This is a genomic window from Stenotrophomonas sp. NY11291 (genome assembly GCF_023277365.1).
Lineage (GTDB): Bacteria > Pseudomonadota > Gammaproteobacteria > Xanthomonadales > Xanthomonadaceae > Stenotrophomonas > Stenotrophomonas geniculata.
Genome location: NZ_CP096975.1, coordinates 4788132 through 4808012, shown reverse-complemented (window position 1 = coordinate 4808012; position 19881 = coordinate 4788132). Strand labels below are relative to the sequence as shown.

General features: G+C 65.9%; 21 protein-coding genes. All 21 read left to right on the top strand.

What is annotated here, in order from left to right:
• Positions 1-15 precede the first annotated feature (15 nt).
• The 21 genes from M1L61_RS22465 to M1L61_RS22365 all read left to right on the top strand — a co-directional run bounded on the left by M1L61_RS22465 (position 16) and on the right by M1L61_RS22365 (position 19830).
• A complete protein-coding gene (locus M1L61_RS22465) occupies positions 16-669 on the top strand; it encodes a sigma-70 family RNA polymerase sigma factor (RefSeq protein ID WP_248854146.1) in 654 nt (217 codons plus the stop codon).
• Positions 666-881: a hypothetical protein gene (locus M1L61_RS22460; protein WP_019337910.1), complete on the top strand. Its 216-nt coding sequence runs from the start codon at positions 666-668 to the stop codon at positions 879-881. The genes M1L61_RS22465 and M1L61_RS22460 overlap by 4 nt, the downstream gene beginning before the upstream one ends.
• Positions 882-1206: 325 nt before the next feature.
• Positions 1207-1515, top strand: coding sequence for a hypothetical protein (locus M1L61_RS22455; RefSeq protein WP_053443726.1), 309 nt, complete (start codon positions 1207-1209; stop codon positions 1513-1515).
• Between the two features lie 51 nt (positions 1516-1566).
• On the top strand, positions 1567-2784 hold the full coding sequence (locus tag M1L61_RS22450; protein ID WP_053443725.1) for a hypothetical protein: 1218 nt from the start codon (positions 1567-1569) through the stop codon (positions 2782-2784).
• A complete protein-coding gene (locus tag M1L61_RS22445; protein WP_053443724.1) occupies positions 2781-3605 on the top strand; it encodes a hypothetical protein in 825 nt (274 codons plus the stop codon). Before M1L61_RS22450 ends, M1L61_RS22445 begins: the two co-directional genes overlap by 4 nt.
• A 27-nt stretch (positions 3606-3632) precedes the next feature.
• Entirely contained in the window at positions 3633-4931 is a 1299-nt protein-coding gene (locus tag M1L61_RS22440) for an FtsX-like permease family protein (RefSeq protein ID WP_053443723.1), read from the top strand.
• 1 nt (position 4932) lies between these two features.
• Positions 4933-6132 carry an ABC transporter permease gene (locus M1L61_RS22435; protein WP_126560443.1) on the top strand — a complete coding sequence of 400 codons (1200 nt, stop codon included), beginning with the start codon at positions 4933-4935 and terminating at the stop codon, positions 6130-6132.
• Between the two features lie 129 nt (positions 6133-6261).
• The gene (locus M1L61_RS22430; RefSeq protein ID WP_049413148.1) at positions 6262-7659 is read left to right on the top strand and encodes a cytochrome ubiquinol oxidase subunit I; all 1398 of its coding nucleotides are present in this window, start codon (positions 6262-6264) and stop codon (positions 7657-7659) included.
• A 1-nt stretch (position 7660) separates the two neighbouring features.
• On the top strand, positions 7661-8674 hold the full coding sequence (gene cydB, locus M1L61_RS22425; RefSeq protein ID WP_010482330.1) for a cytochrome d ubiquinol oxidase subunit II: 1014 nt from the start codon (positions 7661-7663) through the stop codon (positions 8672-8674).
• Positions 8675-8891: 217 nt separating this feature from the next.
• Positions 8892-9635 (top strand): beta-ketoacyl synthase chain length factor, encoded by a 744-nt coding sequence (locus M1L61_RS22420; RefSeq protein ID WP_197654423.1) that lies wholly within the window; start codon positions 8892-8894, stop codon positions 9633-9635.
• Positions 9628-10425, top strand: coding sequence for a lysophospholipid acyltransferase family protein (locus tag M1L61_RS22415; RefSeq protein ID WP_010482327.1), 798 nt, complete (start codon positions 9628-9630; stop codon positions 10423-10425). The genes M1L61_RS22420 and M1L61_RS22415 overlap by 8 nt, the downstream gene beginning before the upstream one ends.
• Complete coding sequence (locus M1L61_RS22410; RefSeq protein ID WP_005411610.1) at positions 10412-10669, top strand: phosphopantetheine-binding protein; 258 nt, start codon at positions 10412-10414, stop codon at positions 10667-10669. The genes M1L61_RS22415 and M1L61_RS22410 overlap by 14 nt, the downstream gene beginning before the upstream one ends.
• A gap of 17 nt (positions 10670-10686) precedes the next feature.
• Entirely contained in the window at positions 10687-10944 is a 258-nt protein-coding gene (locus M1L61_RS22405; RefSeq protein ID WP_006402206.1) for an acyl carrier protein, read from the top strand.
• Positions 10945-10966: 22 nt separating this feature from the next.
• Entirely contained in the window at positions 10967-11518 is a 552-nt protein-coding gene (locus tag M1L61_RS22400; protein ID WP_248854145.1) for a hypothetical protein, read from the top strand.
• Entirely contained in the window at positions 11511-13196 is a 1686-nt protein-coding gene (locus M1L61_RS22395; protein WP_248854144.1) for an AMP-binding protein, read from the top strand. Before M1L61_RS22400 ends, M1L61_RS22395 begins: the two co-directional genes overlap by 8 nt.
• A complete protein-coding gene (locus M1L61_RS22390) occupies positions 13186-13956 on the top strand; it encodes a glycosyltransferase family 2 protein (protein WP_043399560.1) in 771 nt (256 codons plus the stop codon). Before M1L61_RS22395 ends, M1L61_RS22390 begins: the two co-directional genes overlap by 11 nt.
• 1 nt (position 13957) lies before the next feature.
• Positions 13958-14899 carry an acyltransferase gene (locus M1L61_RS22385; protein WP_010482320.1) on the top strand — a complete coding sequence of 314 codons (942 nt, stop codon included), beginning with the start codon at positions 13958-13960 and terminating at the stop codon, positions 14897-14899.
• Complete coding sequence (locus tag M1L61_RS22380; protein WP_010482319.1) at positions 14889-16439, top strand: aromatic amino acid ammonia-lyase; 1551 nt, start codon at positions 14889-14891, stop codon at positions 16437-16439. The genes M1L61_RS22385 and M1L61_RS22380 overlap by 11 nt, the downstream gene beginning before the upstream one ends.
• Positions 16426-16857: an acyl-CoA thioesterase gene (locus M1L61_RS22375; RefSeq protein ID WP_019336783.1), complete on the top strand. Its 432-nt coding sequence runs from the start codon at positions 16426-16428 to the stop codon at positions 16855-16857. Before M1L61_RS22380 ends, M1L61_RS22375 begins: the two co-directional genes overlap by 14 nt.
• Before the next feature lie 2 nt (positions 16858-16859).
• On the top strand, positions 16860-17483 hold the full coding sequence (locus M1L61_RS22370) for an outer membrane lipoprotein carrier protein LolA (RefSeq protein WP_185744933.1): 624 nt from the start codon (positions 16860-16862) through the stop codon (positions 17481-17483).
• Positions 17476-19830: a hypothetical protein gene (locus tag M1L61_RS22365; RefSeq protein ID WP_197597602.1), complete on the top strand. Its 2355-nt coding sequence runs from the start codon at positions 17476-17478 to the stop codon at positions 19828-19830. Before M1L61_RS22370 ends, M1L61_RS22365 begins: the two co-directional genes overlap by 8 nt.
• Positions 19831-19881: the final 51 nt, after the last annotated feature.

Genomic DNA, 19881 nt, shown 5'->3' with positions numbered 1-19881 from the left:
GGGGGCGCTCCATAGATGAGCCTGCTCGGCGAAGCATTGTCGGCACTGCGGGGCCATCGCCGCCACGATACGGCGGCGACGGCGGCACCCATCGAACCGCTGGATGCGGACCAAGCCTTGGTGCGGGCCATCATCGACGGCTCGCAGGCGGCCTTCGCGAAGCTGGTGGAGACCCACCAGCGCACCTGCGCGCATGTGATCGGGCGCATGGTGGGCGACCGTGATCAGGTGGCCGACCTGCTGCAGGAAACCTTCCTGGCCGTGTTCCGCCAGCTGCACCGGTTCCGCTTTGAATCCTCGCTGCGCACCTGGGTTTCACGGGTGGCTTACACCACGGCATTGCAACACCTGCGCCGGCGACGGCTGGAGGCGCAATGGATGGTGGCGGTGGAAGTACCCGAGGAACTGGGTATTGGCGATGAAGGGCCGGGGCCGGCTGAACTGAGCGAGGCGCTGCAGGCTGGTCGCCATCTTGGCGCGGCGCTGGAACGGCTGAGTGCACCGCAGCGGCTGATCGTCGGCCTGCATTACCTGGAGGATTTCGATCTGGCCGAGATCGAGCAGGTGACTGGACTGGCACGCGGTACCATCAAGAGCCACCTTCACCGTGCGCGCCAGGTCCTGAAGCAGGAACTGACGCGGCATGCCACCGCCGGAGAACTGCTGTGAATCCACCGACCGACCCTCGCGATGCGGAAAAGCGCGCGCTGGCGCAGGCGTTGCGTGAGCAGGCGCAGCAGGAACAGACACCGGATGTGAGCGAGGCGCTGCAGAAGCGCATCGCCGCTGAGTCGCGCGACAGTGGCGTGGGGTATGTGGTGGTGCAGGTGGTGTTGCTGGGGGCGTTGGTGGCAGGGGCTGTCTGGTACTTCTGGCGCTGACAGGACGTGGTGGTGCGTTAGACGCATTCTGCGTGGTCTGCAAGACCAATGACCTGGAATGAGGACTCGTGAAACTCACGAGCTTCATCAAGATGTGGTGATTAGCGCCATGACGAGTCGTGATCGCGCCGCCAATCGTAGGCTGATGTTGCCGACAATGATTCTGAGCTCTCAACCATCTTGAGGATAGTTGCAGAGTTCCATTCCGCTATTGAGGTTCATGTGCGTCCTAGGGAACTCTCGGTCGTCGGCAATCGCTGACGCAGGTCATAGCCGGGGAGGCTTGGACCTGTTCGCGTTCCATCAACTTCAACGGAGATGAGTCATGTCGAAGATCGACAAGTCTGTGCTGCTTCCCCCTACTCTCGTAGCACTGCTTGGCCTGTCCGGCATTGCAGCTGCAGCGCAGTCGGATGCGTCGCCACTGGTTCAGAGCCTCTCGATTCCAGAAATCAGCATCGATAGTGGGATGTCTACGCACGAACTGCCTGGCGATCATGAAATCGCAGGTACGCAGTGCACGAGCTACTCGAGTGGCGGTACCCATTGCGGACACTACTCCACCGGAGATCAGCAGAAGGAGAGTTTCAGGTTCGCGCACGCAGTTCCTGAAGTCCGGAAATTCATTATCTGACAGAACGGGCGATCGCTGTAAAGGTGATCGCCCGCCATCAAGGAGCGATTGATGGAGCTGTGCTTTGAAGATCTGAAGGGGGCGATAGATGAGCCCGGACGCACGGCCGATGTGTGCGTGGCGTTGATGAAATCGTGGATCGAGATTACTGGGCAACGCTTGGGAGTTGCGCTTTCAGTCAAGCGAGGTGAAGGGGCTGGGATTCAGGGCCGGGTCGACGCGATAGAGCGTGCAATTCATCGCCTTGACGCTGCCGGAAGACGGAGGCTTCTTGCCTCGCCTTGGGTATCCGCATTCCTGGACGAGTCGGCGGGCATCGCATATGAAGATCAGCATGGTGAGCCGGTTTCGACTCTCGATGCTCTTTGGTTTGCGGCTATCGCCGAGTGCCCGGCTCAACAGCGCACCCACACCATCGAGCCGAAGCGGCCTGCTGTCGCGAGCCCGCTCGAAAGCGCTCTGGGCGACTGGGTGACAACGAGTGAGGGCGACATCGCTGAAAGGATGGACAGACCCAGGATTGGTGGAGTGATTGTCCTTGATGTGGACAGCCGGCTTTCGCAGAGGTACGAACCCGAGAGCGGAACGTTCTGCCAACCATCATTGGATATCCCACAGCACGAGATTCAAGTAATAAGGAACAAGCTTGAAGCGGCCATTCGTATGGTGGACGAGTCAGTTCCGCATCTCGGCTTGTTGATTCGAACATTCACAAGGCGTGTTCTTGTCAGAAAATCCATTGGCGTTGGTGACAGCGTAGCCCAGCTCAACCTTGGATCGGAGTATCGGCCAACTCACGCGGGCTGCATTCGCGTGCTGAATGTCCATAGGGAAGAAATGACGGTGGATCTTTGCGCAGAAGCGATCCTGCATGAATCTGTGCATTCGTTTCTTTCAGCATATGAGGATGTCTACGGGAAGTTCATGTCCAGCGCAATCCGCGTTCGGCCGGTCTCCCCCTGGTCGGGAAATTTCATTCCCAATCACTCGCTGGTTCACGCTGTGTTCGTCTACTACGCCATTCATCAGTTGCTCGCTCGTGCCTTGGAATTCTTCGTGGACTTCGACCATGCAGCAATCAGAAGAGTGAGGCGAAGGCTGATGCATATCGATGGGGGGTTCTTCATCGAGAGGAGAGTATCGACGCTTTTTGTGTTGGAAGAAGCGCCTTCAGAAAAGCTCACGGAACTGGTCGACGAAATGCAGAGTGAAATCAAGAGAGTTTACAGATCTCCTGAAGGCGCTGTGGTCGCGGAGGCGGTGGCATGAAAAATTCCATTGTCGTTCTTCACTCGGATGAGCAGGACGCAGTCGCGGTCGCTCTGCGCGACGTCAGGGAAGTAACCGTGATTCATCTGGATCAGCTGACCAGCCTGTGGACGATCCGGGAAGCGACGCCGATCGTTGCCGCGCCCCTTGGTCGGAAGCCAATGCTGCATGCAGGCTACGTAATCAACCGGGTGTTTGATATCTCTCGTTGCGATATCGGCATGAAGCTCCGCAAGTGTGGACTACATGAGAATTGGGCACATGCTGCACTGGGCTCTCTCCTGGTGGGTGCCGCAACACTGGCGCATGGAATCGGTACTCGCGGGGTGAGTAAATCACTTCTTCCGCTGAATGTTCAGTGGATGCTGATTTCTGGCCTTGTTTCGGACATCAGAGTTCCACCATTCGCGTTTGGCTTTGGCCACAGGATGCCAGACACTTCTCATCTCAAGGATCCTGTACAGAAATCCGTATGGTCCTACTTCAAGTGGGATGGGACGTCGGATGTAGAAGAGGGAGAGGAGCAGTGGCATCCCTTCTTCGTTGAACGGCCTGAGGGTGTGCCCGTAGTCTGCAGCTATCACGGCGATGCGGTTGACCTGGAATTTCCACGAGACGCGGTATCGATCGGCGCGGGTGTTATCAGATCGCTAGTAGCTGCATGTCGCGAAACGTTCGATAGCAGAATTGGCGAGATCTTATTTTACGTCCAAGGGACGACAATCACTTTCTGTGCATTCAGCCCGTATCTGGCCACCCTTGGCGATCCAGTGAGAAGCAGGGATCTGCTTCTGCGTGGGATGCCGATCGCGTCTGTCTAGGCACAGGGTCAACTCCATGGAGGGTGTATGATCTTCTATTACGTTTCTCTGTCGCTTAAGCGCTTTCGGCAGCGCCTCCGGACGCACATTGCCGTCGCTCTCATGCTCGGTGCGGGAGTGGGAACCGCCATGGTGATGCTGTCCATTGTGCTGCAGGCATCCTCCGATCCGGTCCCGGGACGCAGCGGGTCGCTCTTCCGTCCACACCTGGACGTGCGCCCGGGAGCACAGCACGCGGCGGCACCTGATCCTGGGCAGGGGTTGACCTGGCCTGATGCCAAAGCCCTGCTGGACCAAGGGTATGCCTGGAATCAGGCGGCCATGGCCGGTGGTGCCGTGACCCTGCTGAAACCGGGGCAATCAAGCGCCCGGCTGCGTGCCAGATACGCAACGTCAGGAGTGTTCGGCGTGCTCGGGATCACTCTGGTGCAAGGGCGATCGTGGACGGCGGAGGAAGGGCAGGCTGGAAGTCGGATCGCTGTGCTGTCACGGGCACTCGCAGCGGTCGAGTGCCCGGCCGGATGCATCGGTCATCCGCTGGAGCTGAGCGGGCGCACATACACGGTTGTCGGCGTGGCGGAGGACTGGCATCCGGTGCCGATGTTCCAGGGAGACGTGACCCGTCGTCCTTTCGTGGAACCCGATCAGATCTATCTACCGGTTGAAACTGCCATTGCGGACGGATTGACCGTGGTCGACGGCGTGGCGGTCTGGGGCGGTGGGGAGGGAGTGGACCTTGCTGGCCCGCAGGCGTCCTGGCTGCAACTGTGGACATGGTTACCGACAGTGGATGACGTGTCTGGATACCGCGCGATGCTGAACGCGTACGCGCAAGCCCGGGATCTGCAGGTTGACCCGGACAGCGATCAGGTCGGGCTCTGGCCGCTGATGGCGTGGCTGGACCGACAGGGGCTGGTCCCTGAACGCACCCGGACACAGCTTCATCTGGCACTGCTTCTGCTGGTGGTCTGCATCGTCAATGCAGCCGCGCTGCTGGGATTCAGCCTGGGCGCGCGCCGTCGCGAGCTTGCGATACGTCGCGCGCTGGGTGCCCGGCGGAGGGATGTTTTTGCCCAGCTCATGTGGGAATGCGCATCGTCGGGATTGGCCAGTGCTGCATTGGCGGCCATTGCGTATGCGGTGGGCATGCGGCTGGTGGCGACAGGGGAGGTGCTTCCGTCGGCCATCACTACGCTGGACCCCGCGTCCGTACTGATGGCAGCCGGGGTTGGGTTCGCGACAGCGCTGTTGTGCGCGTTCATCCCCGCGCTGGAAGTCTGCCGGAGCGGATCGCTGTCGCGGTTGTTTGCAAAGGGAGCGGCGTGAAATGCTGGATTCAATGCAGGAAGTCCGCAACCACCTGGGCCGCGCGTCGCTGCTGTTTGTACAGGCCGCACTGGCCAGCCTGGCCTGCGCCTTTGCCCTGCAGTCTGCCGCAGATGGTTTCTCACGATTGAACACGCGGGGCATCGAGGGAGCACAGGCGATCGGTGTCATCCGGGTCTCCGATATCGAAGAGAGGGTGGCGCCTTCGTTGGTGCGATCGGACCTCTCCGCCATCCAGCTCCCTGGCGTCCGGCAGGCGGTCGCCAGCGATTCGGTTCCGTTCGGAGGCAGGGCTCATCATTACGGTGCATGCACCAGTGATGCAGCCATGGCACACGCCATGGCGGCTGGCAGCAGCGACGTGGCAGGCTGTGATCGCATTCCCGTGATAACCGCCAGCCCAGGCCTGTTGACGATGCTGGGGGCACAGGTGGTGAAGGGGCGTTTGCCGGCAGACCATGAGGCGACCGACGGCGCGCCGGTCGTGCTGATCAGCGAGGCATTGGCCGTCCATCTGTTTGGCTCGGAGAGCGCCGTGGGTCGTCAGCTGTACTTCGGGCCGGGAAGCAGCAGGGTGATCGTGGGTGTGTTCTCGTCCATCGTCGGGCCTGCGCCAGGTGGAAACGATCGGGACTCGCAGTGGGCGCTGTTTCCCGGTTTTCCAACCGGTGCGAGCCGCTATTACCTGATCGAATCCCACGCGGAGGTGGATCGCGTGTTGCTTGACCGCACCGTTGAGGCGCTGCGGCAGCCCTATCGCGTCGTGAATCCGACAGGCGTTGACACGTTGGCCGGATATCGCGATGCCTACCTTCGTGCAGACCGCTTCACGACGGCCATGCTCGCTTTCATGGCAGCGGTGGTCCTGGGTGTGCTGATGGCCGGCGTGTCCGGCGTGGTAGGCGCATGGCTGGAGCGTAGGCGGCGCTCCATCGGTATCCGTCGAACGTTGGGTGCGCGCGCATCGGTGATCTTCACGGAGATCATCTTCGAAGTCAGCATTTTCACCATTCCTGGCGCCGTGCTGGGCGCGTGTTCGCTGTACCTGTTCTGGTCGCCCGAGGACCGAAGCTCGATATCGTCGTGGCTGACAGGGTTGATGGCGTTCATGCTGGTGATGGTGTCGAGTCTTGCCGCCCTGCTGCCCCGTGCATGGCGAACGGTGCGGGAGGAGCCATTGGCGTTGTTGAAGCCGTTCTGATTCGTTCGCCCGTGAGCCCAGCTCTACCTGCGACAAAGTGAAGCAGCGCGTCACCCGGTCGCATCCCACCTTAACGAAATCCTCCTAAAGTGGTCCGGTATCCCACCGGTCACAGGCAGGAGGCGTCCCTTGGACGCGTTGTTGTTGTCCCGGATCCAGTTCGGATTCGTCATCAGTTTCCACGTGCTGTTCCCCGCCTTCACCATTGGCACGGCCAGCTGGCTGGCCTTCATCGAATGGCGCTGGCTGCGCACGAAGTTGCCCGTGTGGCGCGAGCTGTATTTCTTCTGGCAGAAGATCTTCGCGGTGTCGTTCGGCATGGGCGTGGTCAGCGGCATCGTCATGGCCTTCCAGTTCGGTACCAACTGGCCGCGGCTGAGCGAGGTGGCTGGCACGGTCATCGGCCCGCTGCTGACCTACGAGGTGCTGACCGCGTTCTTCCTGGAAGCCAGCTTCCTCGGCGTGATGATGTTCGGCTGGGGCCGGGTCTCGCCGCGCCTGCATTTCCTGTCCACCTGCATGGTCGCGCTGGGCACGCTGTTCTCCACGTTCTGGATCCTGTCGTCCAACAGCTGGCTGCATACACCGGCCGGCTACGAGATGGTCAACGGCATCGTGCATCCAGTCGATTGGTGGCAAGTGGTGTTCAACCCCTCGTTCCCCTATCGCCTGGCGCACATGGCGCTGGGCTCGTTCATCACCACCTGTTTCGTGATCGGTGGCGTGGGTGCGTGGTACCTGCGAAAGGGAACGCACGTGGAAGCGGGCCGACGCATGCTGATCGCGGCGGTGGGGTTCGCAGCACTGACCGTGCCGGTGCAGATCTTCGTCGGCGACATGCATGGCCTGAACACGCTCAAGCATCAGCCGATGAAGATCGCGGCGATGGAAGCGCACTGGCATGAAACCAAGGAAGGCGAGGGCGTGCCGCTGGTGGTCTTCGCGTTGCCGAACGAGAAGGAAGAGCGCAACGATTTCGAAGTTGCCATCCCGAAGCTGGGCAGCGTGATCCTCACCCACAGCCTGGACGGTACCTTCGATCCTCTCACCTCGGTACCCGCCAGCGAGCGGCCGCCGGTGACGCCGGTGTTCTTCGCCTTCCGCATCATGGTCGGGCTGGGCACGCTGATGCTGTTGCTGGCCTGGGTATCGGCCTTCCAGTTGTGGCGGAAGAAGCTGCTGGATTCGCCGTGGCTGCTGCGCGGCTGGAACTGGATGCTGCCCAGTGGCTTCATCGCGCTGCTGTCGGGTTGGTTCGTTACCGAGATGGGGCGCCAGCCGTGGGTGGTGTATGGCGTGCTGCGCACCGCTGATGCAGTGGGCCCGCAGAGCGCGTGGATGACCGCGCTGTCGCTGGGCGTCTACGTTGTTGGCTATGCCTTCGTGTTTGGCTGGGGCATCTGGTACCTGGTGAAGATCCTGCGCCATGGGCCGCAGCCGTACGCCGAGGGGCCGTCGCTGGACCACGGCAGCCATACCCCGGCACGCCCGCTGTCGGCCGCCGACGAACCGCTGGAGGAACGCTGACATGGACCTGATGACCTGGCTGCCGGTGGCATGGTTCGCGGTGATCGGCTTCGGCGTGCTGATGTACGTGGTGCTGGACGGCTTCGTGCTCGGCATCGGCATCCTCGCCCCGTTCGCCGAGGACGAGGAACAGCTGGACCTGATGATGAACACCGCCGCGCCGATCTGGGACGGCAACGAGACCTGGCTGGTGCTCGGTGGCGCCGGCCTGCTGGCGGCGTTCCCGAAGGCGTATGCGGTGCTGCTGTCGGCGCTGTACCTGCCGGTGCTGCTGCTGGTGGTGGCGCTGGTGTTCCGCGGCGTGGCGTTCGAGTTCCGCTTCAAGGCGCATCGTTCGCGCCGGCTGTGGAGCGTGGCGTTCGGCCTCGGTTCGCTGCTGGCGACCTTCGCCCAAGGCGTGATCCTCGGCACCCTGGTGCAGGGCATCCCGCTGGTGGACGGTGTCTATCAGGGCGGGCCGTTCGCTTGGTTCAGCCCGTTCGCGATGCTGACCGGCGCTGCGCTGGTCGCCGGCTACGCGCTGCTGGGCAGCACCTGGCTGATCCTGAAGACCGAAGGGCGCGTGCAGGCGCTGGCGCGGCAGATGACCCGGCCGCTGGTGGTGGCGGTGATCGCGGCGATGGGCCTGGTCAGCAGCTGGCTGCCGTTCCTCGATTCGCGGTTGATGGATCGCTGGTTCAGCGACGGCAACTTCTGGTGGCTGTCGCCGGTGCCGCTGCTGACCCTGGCGGTAGCCGCCGCGCTGTGGCGCAGTGCCACCCACCCGCGCCGTGACCTGCCGCCGTTCCTGCTCAGCCTGGCCCTGTTCGTGCTCGGCTTCCTCGGCCTGGTGCTGGGCATGTGGCCCTACCTTCTGCCGCCGTCGATGACGCTGTGGCAGGCCGCCGCGCCGGCCTCCTCGCTGGGCTTCACCCTGGTCGGGCTGGTCATTCTGCTGCCGGTCATCCTCGGCTACACGGCATGGTCGTACCGGGTATTCCGCGGCAAGGTGCACGCCGACACCGGTTACCACTGATCGATTGAAGACGGGGCCTGCGCTTGCCGGGCCCCGTGTTGGGGAATGTGAAACCTGCACACCCCGCGCGGGACGTGCTAGCGTGCGCTCCTTTCCGGCGGCCAGGGGGGCAGCCGGCGACGTCCTGGACGGACGCACGGCTGCAGGAACGGGGGGCCGCCGCGCGTCGCCGTAATGGCTCGTGCCTATCGTTCTCCCGTTGAAGCACCATCGCCAAATGATCGAATTTTCCATCGTCGACTGGGCCGCCTGGGCGCCCGGCCTGAGTGAGCGCAGCCAGTGGCTGGGCTGGGCCGATACGCCGTACCTGCCGCATGGCGGGGACACGCCGGCGCTGGCCGAAGTGCCGGCGATGCAGCGCCGTCGCATCGAGCGGCTGGGTCGTATGGCGATCCAGGCCGCGTGCTGGTGCGAGGACGGGCAGGGCGCCGACAGTGACGTCCCGCTGGTGTTCGCCAGCCGCCACGGCGACGTGGCCCGTTCGATGGACCTGCTGGGCGCGCTGGTCGGCGACCAGCCGTTGTCGCCGACCGGATTCGGCCTGTCCGTGCACAACGCGATCGCCGCGCTGTATTCGATCGCCCGCGGTCACCGCGGCAACTACCTGGCGCTGGCGGCGGGCCAGGCCACGGTGGAGACGGCCTGCCTGGAGGCCGTCGGCCTGCTGGCCGATGGCGCCCGCGAGGTACGGGTAGTGGTCTACGAGTCGCCACTTCCTGAAATATACGCGACGTTCGCCGACGAACCCGATCCGTTCTTTGCGTGGTGCTGGCGTTTGACCGCTCCGGCAGAGGGCCGGCCGACGCTGTCGCTGCAGTGGCAGTCGGCCGACGGCCAGGCCAGCACTGCGCCCGGCCTGCTGCCGCATGCGCTGGACCTGCACCGGTTCCTGTTGTCCGGCGCGCCGGCACTGGAACACGTGGCCCACGGCCAGCGCTGGTGCTGGAGCCGCCGTGGCTGAGCTGCTGCGCCGCCTCGACCATGCCTGGCGTGTGTTTGGCACCGGCCTCAGCTTCGTCGCGTTTGGCCTGGGCGGGCTGCTGCTCGGCGTTCTGGTGATGCCGGTACTGCTGCTGATGCGTGACCCGGTGGCGCGCCGCCGCCGCGCCCGGCGCGTGGTCCAGGTCGCGTTCGCCAGCCACCTGCGGCTGATGCGCGGGCTGGGGGTGATGACCTACGAGATCGAGGGCGGTGAGCGCCTGCAGCGCGACGGCCTGCTGGTGCTGGCCAACCACCCCACCCTGATCGACGTGGTCTGCCTGATCTCGCTGCTTCCCAACGCCGACTGCGTGGTCAAGCGGGCCGTGGCCTGCAACCCGTTCATGCGCGGTCCGGTACGGGCCGCCGGCTACATCGCCAATGACGATGGTGCCGGCCTGGTCGATGACTGTGTGGCCGCAGTGCGCGCTGGAGGCACCCTGGTCATCTTCCCGGAGGGCACCCGCAGCGTGCCCGGACAGCCGCCGCGGCTGCAGCGGGGCGCGGCCAACATCGCCGTGCGCGGCCGCCTGGACATCACCCCGGTGCGGATCACCTGCAGCCCGCCAACGCTGACCAAGGGGCAGAAGTGGTATCGTGTCCCCTCACGTCGCTTTCACGTTCGGCTGCAGATCGGCGAAGATATCCCGATCGCGCCATTTCTGGCCGAAGACGACTCGCCAAGGGGGGATGCCTTGGCAGCCCGTCGCGTCACCGAGCACCTTTCTCGTTATTTCGACCTGTCTGGAGATCCGAACCGTGCAAGCACTTGAGCACGAGATCAAGGAATTGATCATTTCCTCCCTTTCGCTGGAGGACATCACGCCGGAGGACATCGATCCGACCGCGCCGCTGTTCGTCGAGGGCCTTGGCCTGGATTCGATCGACGCGCTGGAGCTGGGCCTGGCGCTGCAGAAGAAGTACGGTGTGAGCCTCTCGGCCGATTCGGAAGAAACCCGTCGCCATTTCTCCAGCGTGCGCGCGCTCGGCGAGTTCGTCGCCGCCCGCCAGTCGTAACGGTGCCAGGACCTGCCATGACCAAGAATGAACTGTTCGAACGCATCGTCAGCATCCTGACCGACAGCTTCGAGATCGAAACCGCCCGGATCACGCCCGAGGCCCGCCTGTACGACGACCTGGACATCGACAGCATCGATGCGGTGGACCTGATCGTGCAGCTCAAGCCGCTGCTCGGCCGCAATCTGCAGCCGGAAGCGTTCAAGGCCGTGCGTACCGTGCAGGACATCGTTGATGTGGTGCACAGGCTGCTGCCGGACCAGGCAGCCGCCTGACCGCAGCGCCGACGGCTCCACCATGGCACGCGCACGCACGGTCGTGGTGGCTGCGATCTCGCTGGCCTACCCGGTACTGGTGTACCTGGCGATGGGCCGTTTCGAGCCACGCTGGCTGTCGCTGCTGCTGTTCACCCTGGCCCTGCTGCGCGCGCTGAGTACGCGCCAGCCGCTGTGGTGGGCCGCGGCCGTGGGCACCGGCCTGCTGGCGGTGCTGGCCACGGTACTCAACCAGGCCCTGCCGCTGAAGCTGTACCCGGCGCTGGTCAATGCAGTGATGCTGGCGGTGTTTGGCACCAGCCTGCGTTTCGGCCCGCCGCTGGTGGAACGCCTGGCACGGCTGCAGGAACCGGACCTGCCAGCGTTCGCAGTGGCCTATACCCGCCGCGTCACCCAGGTGTGGTGTGGCTTCTTCGTTCTCAACGGCAGCCTGGCCCTGCTGACCGCGCTGTACGCGTCGGACCGGGTCTGGATGCTCTACAACGGATTGTTGGCGTACGTGATGATGGGCGTGTTGTTCGCAGGTGAGTGGCTGGTGCGGCGGCGGGTGAAGGCGGCGCACGCGCATGGCTGAGTGGATTGCCCTGGACCGGCTGCTGCTGGAGGCGCGGCCGCAGCGCAATGTTGGCGTCTGCGATGGCGAGGTGATCGACCACGCTCGCTTCCGCCAGCGCGTGCTGGCCTGGCGCGCGGCCTTTGCGGCCGCCGAAGGCCGTGACTGGGCCCTGTATTTCGACGATGCCGTGGCCTTTGCTGCGGCGCTGTTCGGCGCCTGGCATGCCGGCAAGCGGGTGTTCCTGGCCGCCGACAACCTGCCGGCCACGCTGCAGGCGCTGCAGCCGCAGGTGAGCGGTTTCGCAGGCGACGTGTCCGCCGATTACCGCCCGCTGGCGGCGCTGGACGCCGCGCTGGACGACGAACTGCAGGCGCTGGACGAGCGCGCCTGCGAACTGTGCGTGTTCACCTCCGGCAGCACCGGCCAGCCGAGCGCGATCAGCAAGCGCATGGACCAGCTGGCGCGCGAGGTGGATGCGCTGCAGGCCGCGTTCGGCGCGCAGCTGGAAGGCGTGCAGGTACATGGCACGGTGTCCCACCAGCACATCTACGGCCTGCTGTTCCGCGTGCTGTGGCCACTGGCCGCCGGCCGCCTGATCCATCCACGCCGGTTCTTCCATGAAGACCTGGTGGGCGCGCTGGCCGGTACCGACACGGTGCTGGTGGCGACCCCGGCTCACCTCAAGCGCCTGCCCGAGCAACTCGACTGGGCCAGCCTGCATGGCCGCCTGCGTGCAGTGTTCTCCTCCGGTGGCCCGCTGCCGGAAGACGCGGCGCGGCAGGTGCGGCAGTGGCTGGGCGTGGCGCCGACCGAGGTCTATGGCAGCAGCGAGACCGGTGGTATCGCCTGGCGCCGCTGGGACGCCGACCTGCCGCCGTGGCAGCCGCTGCCGGGCGTGCAGTGGCGCATCGAGGATGGCTGCCTGGCCGTCGCCTCGGCGCATCTGGAAACCCTCGACTGGTGGCGCACCCAGGACCGCGTGGAAGCCTTGGCCGACGGCCGCTTCCGCCTGCTGGGCCGTGCCGACCGCATCGTCAAGATCGAAGAGCGCCGCGTTTCGCTGGATGCGCTCGAACGCGCGCTGCGCGAAGACGCCGAAGTGGACGACGTGCGCGTGCTGGTCCTGCCCGGCCAGCGCGAGCAGCTGGCGGCCGTGGTGGTGCCGGCCGACCTGGCGCTGCTGGAGGGCGGTGACGCCGCGCGCCGCGCGCTGGGCCAGCGCCTGGGCGCGCGCCTGGCGCTGGCACATGACGCGGTCACCCGGCCGCGCCGCTGGCGGCTGGTGCCGACGCTGCCGATCAACGCACAGGGCAAGGTCACCCAGGCGGCGCTGGCAGCGCTGTTCCAGCCACTGATGCCGGTGCCGGTCTGGGACCGCCGCGACGCCGCCAGCGCCACCCTGCGCATGACCCTCGACCCGGCGCTGCGGCCGTTCCAGGGCCACTTCCCGCAGGCGGCGATCCTGCCCGGCGTGGCGCAGCTGGACTGGGCAGTGCGTTTTGGCCGCCAGATGTTCGCGATGCCGGCAGCGTTCCTGCGCATGGATGCGGTGAAGTTCCAGCATGTGGCCCGCCCGGGCGATGAGCTGACCCTGCAGCTGGACTGGGACGCCGCACGCAACGTGCTGGCCTTCCGCTACACCTCCAGCCACGGTGTGCATGCCAGCGGCAAGGTGGTCTTCGCCGATGCGGACTGATCCGGCCGTTGCCAGTGCCGCGTTCGCGCCACTGGTGGTGATCCCCGTCTACGACCACGAGCACGCCATCGCGGCGGTGGTCGACGGCGTGCAGGCCGCCGGCCTGCCGTGCCTGCTGGTCGATGATGGCTCGCATGAGGCGTGCGCGAATGCACTGCGCTCGCTGGCACAGCGCCAGGGCGTCGACCTGCTGCGCCTGGACATCAACCAGGGCAAGGGCGGGGCAATGCTGGCCGGTTTCGCCGAAGCCGGTGCGCGTGGCTACAGCCACGTGCTGCAGATCGATGCCGATGGCCAGCACGACACCGCTGACCTGCCACGCTTCATCGAAGCGGCGCGCGCCCATCCCGAGGCGGTGATCTGCGGCATTCCGGCCTACGACGCCAGTGTTCCGAAGGCGCGCCTGTACGGGCGCTACGCGACCCACATCTGGGTCTGGATCAACACGCTTTCGCTGCACCTGCGCGACACCATGTGCGGCTTCCGCGTGTATCCGCTGCCGGCGGTGCTGCGCCTGATCGATGAAGAGACCATCGGCCGCCGCATGGATTTCGATACCGAGGTGATGGTGCGCCTGTACTGGCGGCAGCTGCCGGTCGAGCACCTGGCCACGCGCGTGACCTATCCCGCCGATGGCGTGTCGCACTTCGATGTGTGGCGCGACAACGTGCGCATCAGCCGCATGCATACCCGCCTGTTCTTCGGCATGCTCTGGCGCGCACCACGCCTGCTGTGGCGCCGCCTGCGGGGGCAGCACTGAGATGGCGACCGCGCAGGGTGCCCCGCACTGGGCCGACATCGGCGAATCGACGTCGGTGGCCGGCGTGCTGTTCCTGTGCTGGGTGCACCGCTGGTTCGGGCGCTGGCCGTTCCGCCTGTGCGTGTGGCCAGTGGTGGCCTGCCACTGGCTGGGCAACCGTGTAGGGCGCCAGGCCTCGATGCAGTACCTGCAGCGGCTGCAGGCGCACAGCGGCGTGCTCGGCCGCACGCCAACGCGGCGTGACAGCCTGCGCCATTTCTTCGCCTTCGCCGACACGATGCTGGACAAGATCCTCGGCCTGGGCGGGCGCTATCCGGCCGAACGCATCCACCTGCATCGTGACCTGGTGCTGGAGAAGATCGCGCGCCGCGAAGGTGGGCTGATCCTTACCGCGCACATCGGCTGCCTGGAACTGTGCCAGGTGCTGGCCGAACAGGTGCCGGGGTTCCGCATCACCGTGCTGGTGCACACCGCGCATGCGCAGCGCTTCAACCGCCTGCTGCAGCGCTTGGACCCGCTGGCGGCGGTGGAACTGGTGCAGGTCACCGAGATGGGCCCGGCCACGGCGGTGATGCTGGCCGAGCGCGTGGCCGCCGGTGGCTTTGTCGCCATCGTCGGCGACCGCACGCCGGTGCAGGGCGGTCGCAGCGTCACCGCCGATTTTCTCGGCCACCGGGCGCCGTTCCCGATCGGCGCCTACGTGCTCGCCGCCGCGCTGGGCTGCCCGGTCTACACCATGGCCTGCCTGCACCAGGGCGAAGGCTATCGCGTGGCGTTTGAACAGTTCGCCGAACGCATCGTGCTGCCGCGTGGCTCACGCGATGCGGCACTGGCCGAACAGGCACAGCGCTTCGCGCGCTGGCTGGAACTCCAGCTCATCCAGTCCCCGTTGGACTGGTTCAATTTCTTCCCCTTCTGGGATCAGGCTCCGCATGACGACTGACGCCGTACCCGTGTGCCGCTTTGGCGATGCACCGTTGACCATCGAAGACGTGGTTGCCCTGGCCCAGCGCCAGTGCGAGGCCGCACTGAGCGACGCGCCGGCATTCCGTGCGCACATCCAGCGTGGTGCCGACTTCCTCGACCGCCTGCTGCGCGAGGACGGCGTGATCTACGGTGTGACCACCGGCTATGGCGACTCATGCACGGTGAACATCCCGCCGGCGCTGGTGGCTGAACTACCGCACCACCTCTACACCTACCATGGTTGTGGCCTGGGTCGTTACCTGGACCCGGTCGAGACCCGTGCGGTGTTGGCTGCGCGCCTGGCGTCGCTGGTGCGCGGCATGTCCGGTGTCAGCGTGCCGCTGCTGGAAGGCCTGGCCACGCTGCTGCAGCACGACGTGCTGCCGATGATTCCGGCCGAAGGCTCGGTCGGTGCCAGTGGCGACCTGACCCCGCTGTCGTACGTGGCGGCAGTGCTGTGCGGCGAACGCGAGGTGCTGTTCGACGGCCGCGTGCAGCCGGCGGCCGAGGTGCTGGCGAAGATCGGCATGACCCCGCTGAAGCTGCGGCCGAAGGAAGGCCTGGCGATCATGAACGGCACCGCGGTGATGACCGGCCTGGCCTGCCTGGCCTGGCAGCGCGCCGATTACCTGGCCCGCATGGCCACGCGCCTGACCGCGTTCAACGTGCTGGCCAGCGACGGCAACGCGCACCACTTCGACGAGACCCTGTTCGCGGCCAAGCCGCACCCGGGCCAGGGCCGCATCGCCGCGCGCTTGCGCAGCGACCTGCACAGCGAGCGCCCGCCGCGCAATGAACAGCGCCTGCAGGACCGCTATTCGCTGCGCTGCGCGCCGCATGTGATCGGCGTGCTGGAAGACAGCCTGCCGTTCCTGCGCCAGCTGATCGAAACCGAACTGAACAGTGCCAACGACAACCCGCTGATCGACGCCGACGGCGAGCGCATCCTGCATGGCGGCCACTTCTACGGCGGCCACATCGCGCTGGCGATGGACACCCTGAAGAACACCGTGGCCAATGTTGCCGATCTGCTCGACCGGCAGCTGGCACTGGTGGTCGATGCCCGCTACAACCATGGCCTGCCGGCCAACCTGTCGGCGGCCACCGGCCCGCGCGCGGCCATCAACCATGGCCTGAAGGCGCTGCAGATCAGCGTTTCGGCGTGGACCGCCGAAGCGCTGAAGCAGACCATGCCGGCCAGCGTGTTCTCGCGTTCCACCGAATGCCACAACCAGGACAAGGTCAGCATGGGCACCATCGCCGCGCGCGACTGCCTGCGGGTGATCGAACTGACCGAACAGGTGGTGGCGGCGATGCTGATCGCCGCCCGCCAGGGCCTGGCGCTGCGCGAACGGGTTGGCCTGAACGCGCAGCTGCATGGCAGTCTGGCCGACATGTACGCCGACCTGGGGCAGCGCATCGCCCTGGTTGAAGAAGACCGCGCGCTGGATCGCGAACTGCGGGAACTGCTGGTGGAGATCCGCGCGCAACGTTGGGAGCTGTATGCCGGTGAATGAGGCCATTGAACGGGTTGGCGAGATTGCGTTGACCCCCGCCTTCCATGACTGCGACCCGATGAACGTGGTCTGGCATGGCAACTACTTCAAGTACTTCGAGATCGCGCGCTGCGCGTTGCTCGGGCGCTACGACTACGACTACCCGCAGATGCTCGAATCGGGCTACCTGTGGCCGGTGGTCGATGCACGGGTGAAATATGTGCGCCCGCTGCTGTTCAACCAGGCCCTGCGCGTGATCGCGCGCATCGTGGAATGGGAGAACCGGCTGAAGATCGAGTACGAGATCCTCGATGCGGAAAGCGGCCAGGTGCTGACCCGCGCGATGACCATCCAGGTCGCGGTGGACGCGACCAGCAAGGAAATGCTGTACCAGTGCCCGCCGGTACTGTGGGAACGCCTGGGAGTGCCTGCGCCGTGACCATGCTTGCCCGTCTTTCGAGCGTGCTGCTGTGCACGCTGCTGCTGGTGGCCGTACCGCGGGTGCAGGCTGCCGACCCCGCTGTCGATGCGATTACCCAGGCGGTGGCGCGGCCGGAGGTGCTGCGTGGCCAGTTCAGCCAGGAAAAGCAGGTCAGCGGCTTCAAGAACCCGCTGCGTTCGCAGGGCCGGTTCGTGGTCGCACGCCAGCACGGCGTGATCTGGACCACGCTCAAGCCGTTCCCCTCCGAGGTGGTGGTCACCGCCGACCGCATCCTCAGCCGCCAGCGCGATGGCAGCACCCGCGTTGAGCTCGATGCGCGGCAGCAGCCAGCGATGCGTTCGGTCAACGCCATCATGTTCGCGCTGATGAGTGGCGACGTGCAGGCGCTGTCCAGCCAGTTCAACGTGGCGGCCAGCCGTGAAGGACAGGGCTGGCGGCTGCGCCTGACGCCGAAGTCGGCGATGCTGGCCAAGGCTTTCGAATCGCTGACCCTGCAGGGCGATCGCTACGTGCGCCAGGTCGAGATCGTCGAGGCCAACAAGGACCGCACGCAGATCCAGTTCAGCGCGTTGAGCGAGACGCCGGCCACGCTCAACGCCGACGAGGCCCGCCGTTTTGAGTGAGGCCGTGGCATCCAACGCACCGGACCGCCTGCGGCGCTGGTGGCACTGGCTGGGCATCGCCTGGCTGGTGCTGCTGCTGGCGCTGGGCGCACAGCAGTGGCATTTGTGGAGCCAGCAATCGCGGATCGACACCGACATCCTCGCGTTGCTGCCGCAGGATGCGCATGACCGCCTGTTGAGCGACGTCACCCGGCGCATCGCCGATGGCAGTTCGCGGCAGGTGGTGGTGCTGCTCGGCAGCAAGGACAGCGCGGCCGCCAAGCGCGCGCAGGCGGCCTTTGCGGCGGCCATGGCCAAGGACGCCGACCACGCCTTGTTGGTGCCCAGTGGTTCGATCGAAGGCTGGTTCGATGAGGCGCGCGCGTTCTACGCGCCGTACCGCGATCGCCTGCTGACTCCCAGCCAGCGCAACCAGCTGCAGAACAGCGAAACCGGGGTACTGGCCGAGCAGGCGCTGGCTGCACTGTACGGCCCGATGGGCGCGCCGCGCCTGACCGACTGGCGACAGGACCCGCTGTCGCTGTGGCCGCAGTGGTGGCAGCAGCAGGCGCAGGGTTCGGGCCTGCGGTTGGGCGATGATGGCCTGCTGGAAGCAGAAGGCAAGCATTGGGCGGCGCTGCAGTTCGATACGCCGGGTTCGGCGTTCCAGCTCGATGGCGAGCGCCATCTTGATGGCCTGCTGGAGCGGGCCGGAAAGGCGGCCAAGACCGCAGCGCCGGAGCTGGAAATCCTGCATGCCGGCGTGCCGCTGCATGCCGAGGCCGCCGCGGTGCAGGCCAATCAGGAAATCAACACCATCGGTTGGGGTTCGCTGGCGGCGGTGCTGCTGCTGGTGTGGCTGGCATTCCGCTCGCTGCGGCCGATCCTGCTGGTCGCCGCCTCGCTGCTGATCGGTTGTGGTGTGGCGCTGGCGGTGACCGTGCTGGTGTTCGGCAAGGTACACGTGCTGACCCTGGTATTTGGTGCGTCGCTGGTGGGTGTGGCCGAGGATTACGGCATTCACTGGTTCGCCTCGCGCCAGGCCGAACCGGCCGATCGCCGCTGGAAGCTGCTGCGGCATCTGCTGCCGGGCCTGTGGCTGGCCCTGCTGACCAGTGCGCTGGCCTACCTCGCGTTGGGCCTGGCCCCGTTCCCCGGCCTGCGCCAGATGGCGCTGTTCTCGGTGGTGGGCCTGGCCGCTGCGTTCCTCACGGTGATCTTCTGGTTCCCGTGGCTGGATGGTGGCGAGATCCGCCAGACCCGGTTCTCGCAGTGGCTGGGCAACACGCTGGAGCGCTTCCCGCGCCTGCATGGCCGTCGCGCGGTGACGATGTTCGTGGTGATCACGCTGGCACTGTCTGCAATCGGCATCGCACGCCTGCAGAGCAACGACGACCTGCGCAGCCTGCAGTCATCACCGCCAGCGTTGATGGCGCAGCAGATCCGCCTGAGCCAGCTGCTGGGCATGCCCAGCCCGGCGCAGTTCTACCTGGTGCAGGGCGCGGATGCCGCGCAGCTGCTGCAGCGCGAGGAAGCACTGACCGAGCGCCTGCGTGTACTGGCCAACGACAAGCGCATTGGTGGCTATCGCGCGATCAGCGATTGGCTGCCGTCGCCGGCGCGCCAGCAAGCCGATGCCGCGCTGACCGCGAAGGTGGAACCCGGCGTGCTGTCGGCCGTGTCCGAGGCCGTGGGTGAACCGCTGCAGCGACCGCAGTTCGCGGCTGCACCGCTTACCGCCGAGGCCTTCCTCGCTTCGCCGGCGTCGCAGCCGTTCCGCCATCTTTGGGTGGGTGCGGTGGGTGGGCAGATGATCAGCGTGGTGATGGTCGATGACCTGTCACGCGCCGATGCACTGACGACCCTGCGTGGCGCGGCCGAGGGCCTGCCGGGCGTGCGCTGGGTCGACCGCACCGCCGATTTCTCGCAGCTGCTCGGCCACTATCGCAAGCTGATGGGTGGGCTGCTGCTGGTCGGCATTGCACTGGTGTTCGGTGCGCTGTGGCTGCGCTACCGCCGCCAGGCCTGGCGCGTGTTCGCCCCGACCCTGATCGCCGGCGCGCTGACCCTGGGCCTGCTGGGCCTGTTCGGCCAGCCGCTGCAGCTGTTCAATGTGCTGGCGTTGATGCTGCTGCTGGGCATGGGCATCGACTACGGCATCTTCCTGATCGAGCACCGTGGCGATGCCAGCGCCTGGCTGGCGGTGTGCGTGGGTGCGGCCAGTACCTGGCTGTCGTTCGGTCTGCTGGGCCTGTCGCAGACCCCGGCGCTGCGCGCGTTCGGCCTGACCCTGCTGTTCGGCATCGGCCTGGTCTGGTTGATCTCGCCGTTGTTCCGGCCGCCGCCGCATGAGCTGCCGCCAGCCTGAACCTGTCTTCCGACTTCCTTCTTTCCACCTGATCGAGCAACAAGGACGCAC

Bases quoted from the DNA above. Each gene is read 5' to 3' on its own strand.
- M1L61_RS22465 (WP_248854146.1), top strand. From the start codon at position 16: ATGAGCCTGCTCGGCGAAGCATTGTCGGCACTGCGGGGCCATCGCCGC.
- M1L61_RS22455 (WP_053443726.1), top strand. From the start codon at position 1,207: ATGTCGAAGATCGACAAGTCTGTGCTGCTTCCCCCTACTCTCGTAGCA.
- M1L61_RS22450 (WP_053443725.1), top strand. From the start codon at position 1,567: ATGGAGCTGTGCTTTGAAGATCTGAAGGGGGCGATAGATGAGCCCGGA.
- M1L61_RS22445 (WP_053443724.1), top strand. From the start codon at position 2,781: ATGAAAAATTCCATTGTCGTTCTTCACTCGGATGAGCAGGACGCAGTC.
- M1L61_RS22440 (WP_053443723.1), top strand. From the start codon at position 3,633: ATGATCTTCTATTACGTTTCTCTGTCGCTTAAGCGCTTTCGGCAGCGC.
- M1L61_RS22435 (WP_126560443.1), top strand. From the start codon at position 4,933: ATGCTGGATTCAATGCAGGAAGTCCGCAACCACCTGGGCCGCGCGTCG.
- cydB (WP_010482330.1), top strand. From the start codon at position 7,661: ATGGACCTGATGACCTGGCTGCCGGTGGCATGGTTCGCGGTGATCGGC.
- M1L61_RS22420 (WP_197654423.1), top strand. From the start codon at position 8,892: ATGATCGAATTTTCCATCGTCGACTGGGCCGCCTGGGCGCCCGGCCTG.
- M1L61_RS22405 (WP_006402206.1), top strand. From the start codon at position 10,687: ATGACCAAGAATGAACTGTTCGAACGCATCGTCAGCATCCTGACCGAC.
- M1L61_RS22400 (WP_248854145.1), top strand. From the start codon at position 10,967: ATGGCACGCGCACGCACGGTCGTGGTGGCTGCGATCTCGCTGGCCTAC.
- M1L61_RS22395 (WP_248854144.1), top strand. From the start codon at position 11,511: ATGGCTGAGTGGATTGCCCTGGACCGGCTGCTGCTGGAGGCGCGGCCG.
- M1L61_RS22390 (WP_043399560.1), top strand. From the start codon at position 13,186: ATGCGGACTGATCCGGCCGTTGCCAGTGCCGCGTTCGCGCCACTGGTG.
- M1L61_RS22385 (WP_010482320.1), top strand. From the start codon at position 13,958: ATGGCGACCGCGCAGGGTGCCCCGCACTGGGCCGACATCGGCGAATCG.
- M1L61_RS22380 (WP_010482319.1), top strand. From the start codon at position 14,889: ATGACGACTGACGCCGTACCCGTGTGCCGCTTTGGCGATGCACCGTTG.
- M1L61_RS22375 (WP_019336783.1), top strand. From the start codon at position 16,426: ATGCCGGTGAATGAGGCCATTGAACGGGTTGGCGAGATTGCGTTGACC.
- M1L61_RS22370 (WP_185744933.1), top strand. From the start codon at position 16,860: ATGCTTGCCCGTCTTTCGAGCGTGCTGCTGTGCACGCTGCTGCTGGTG.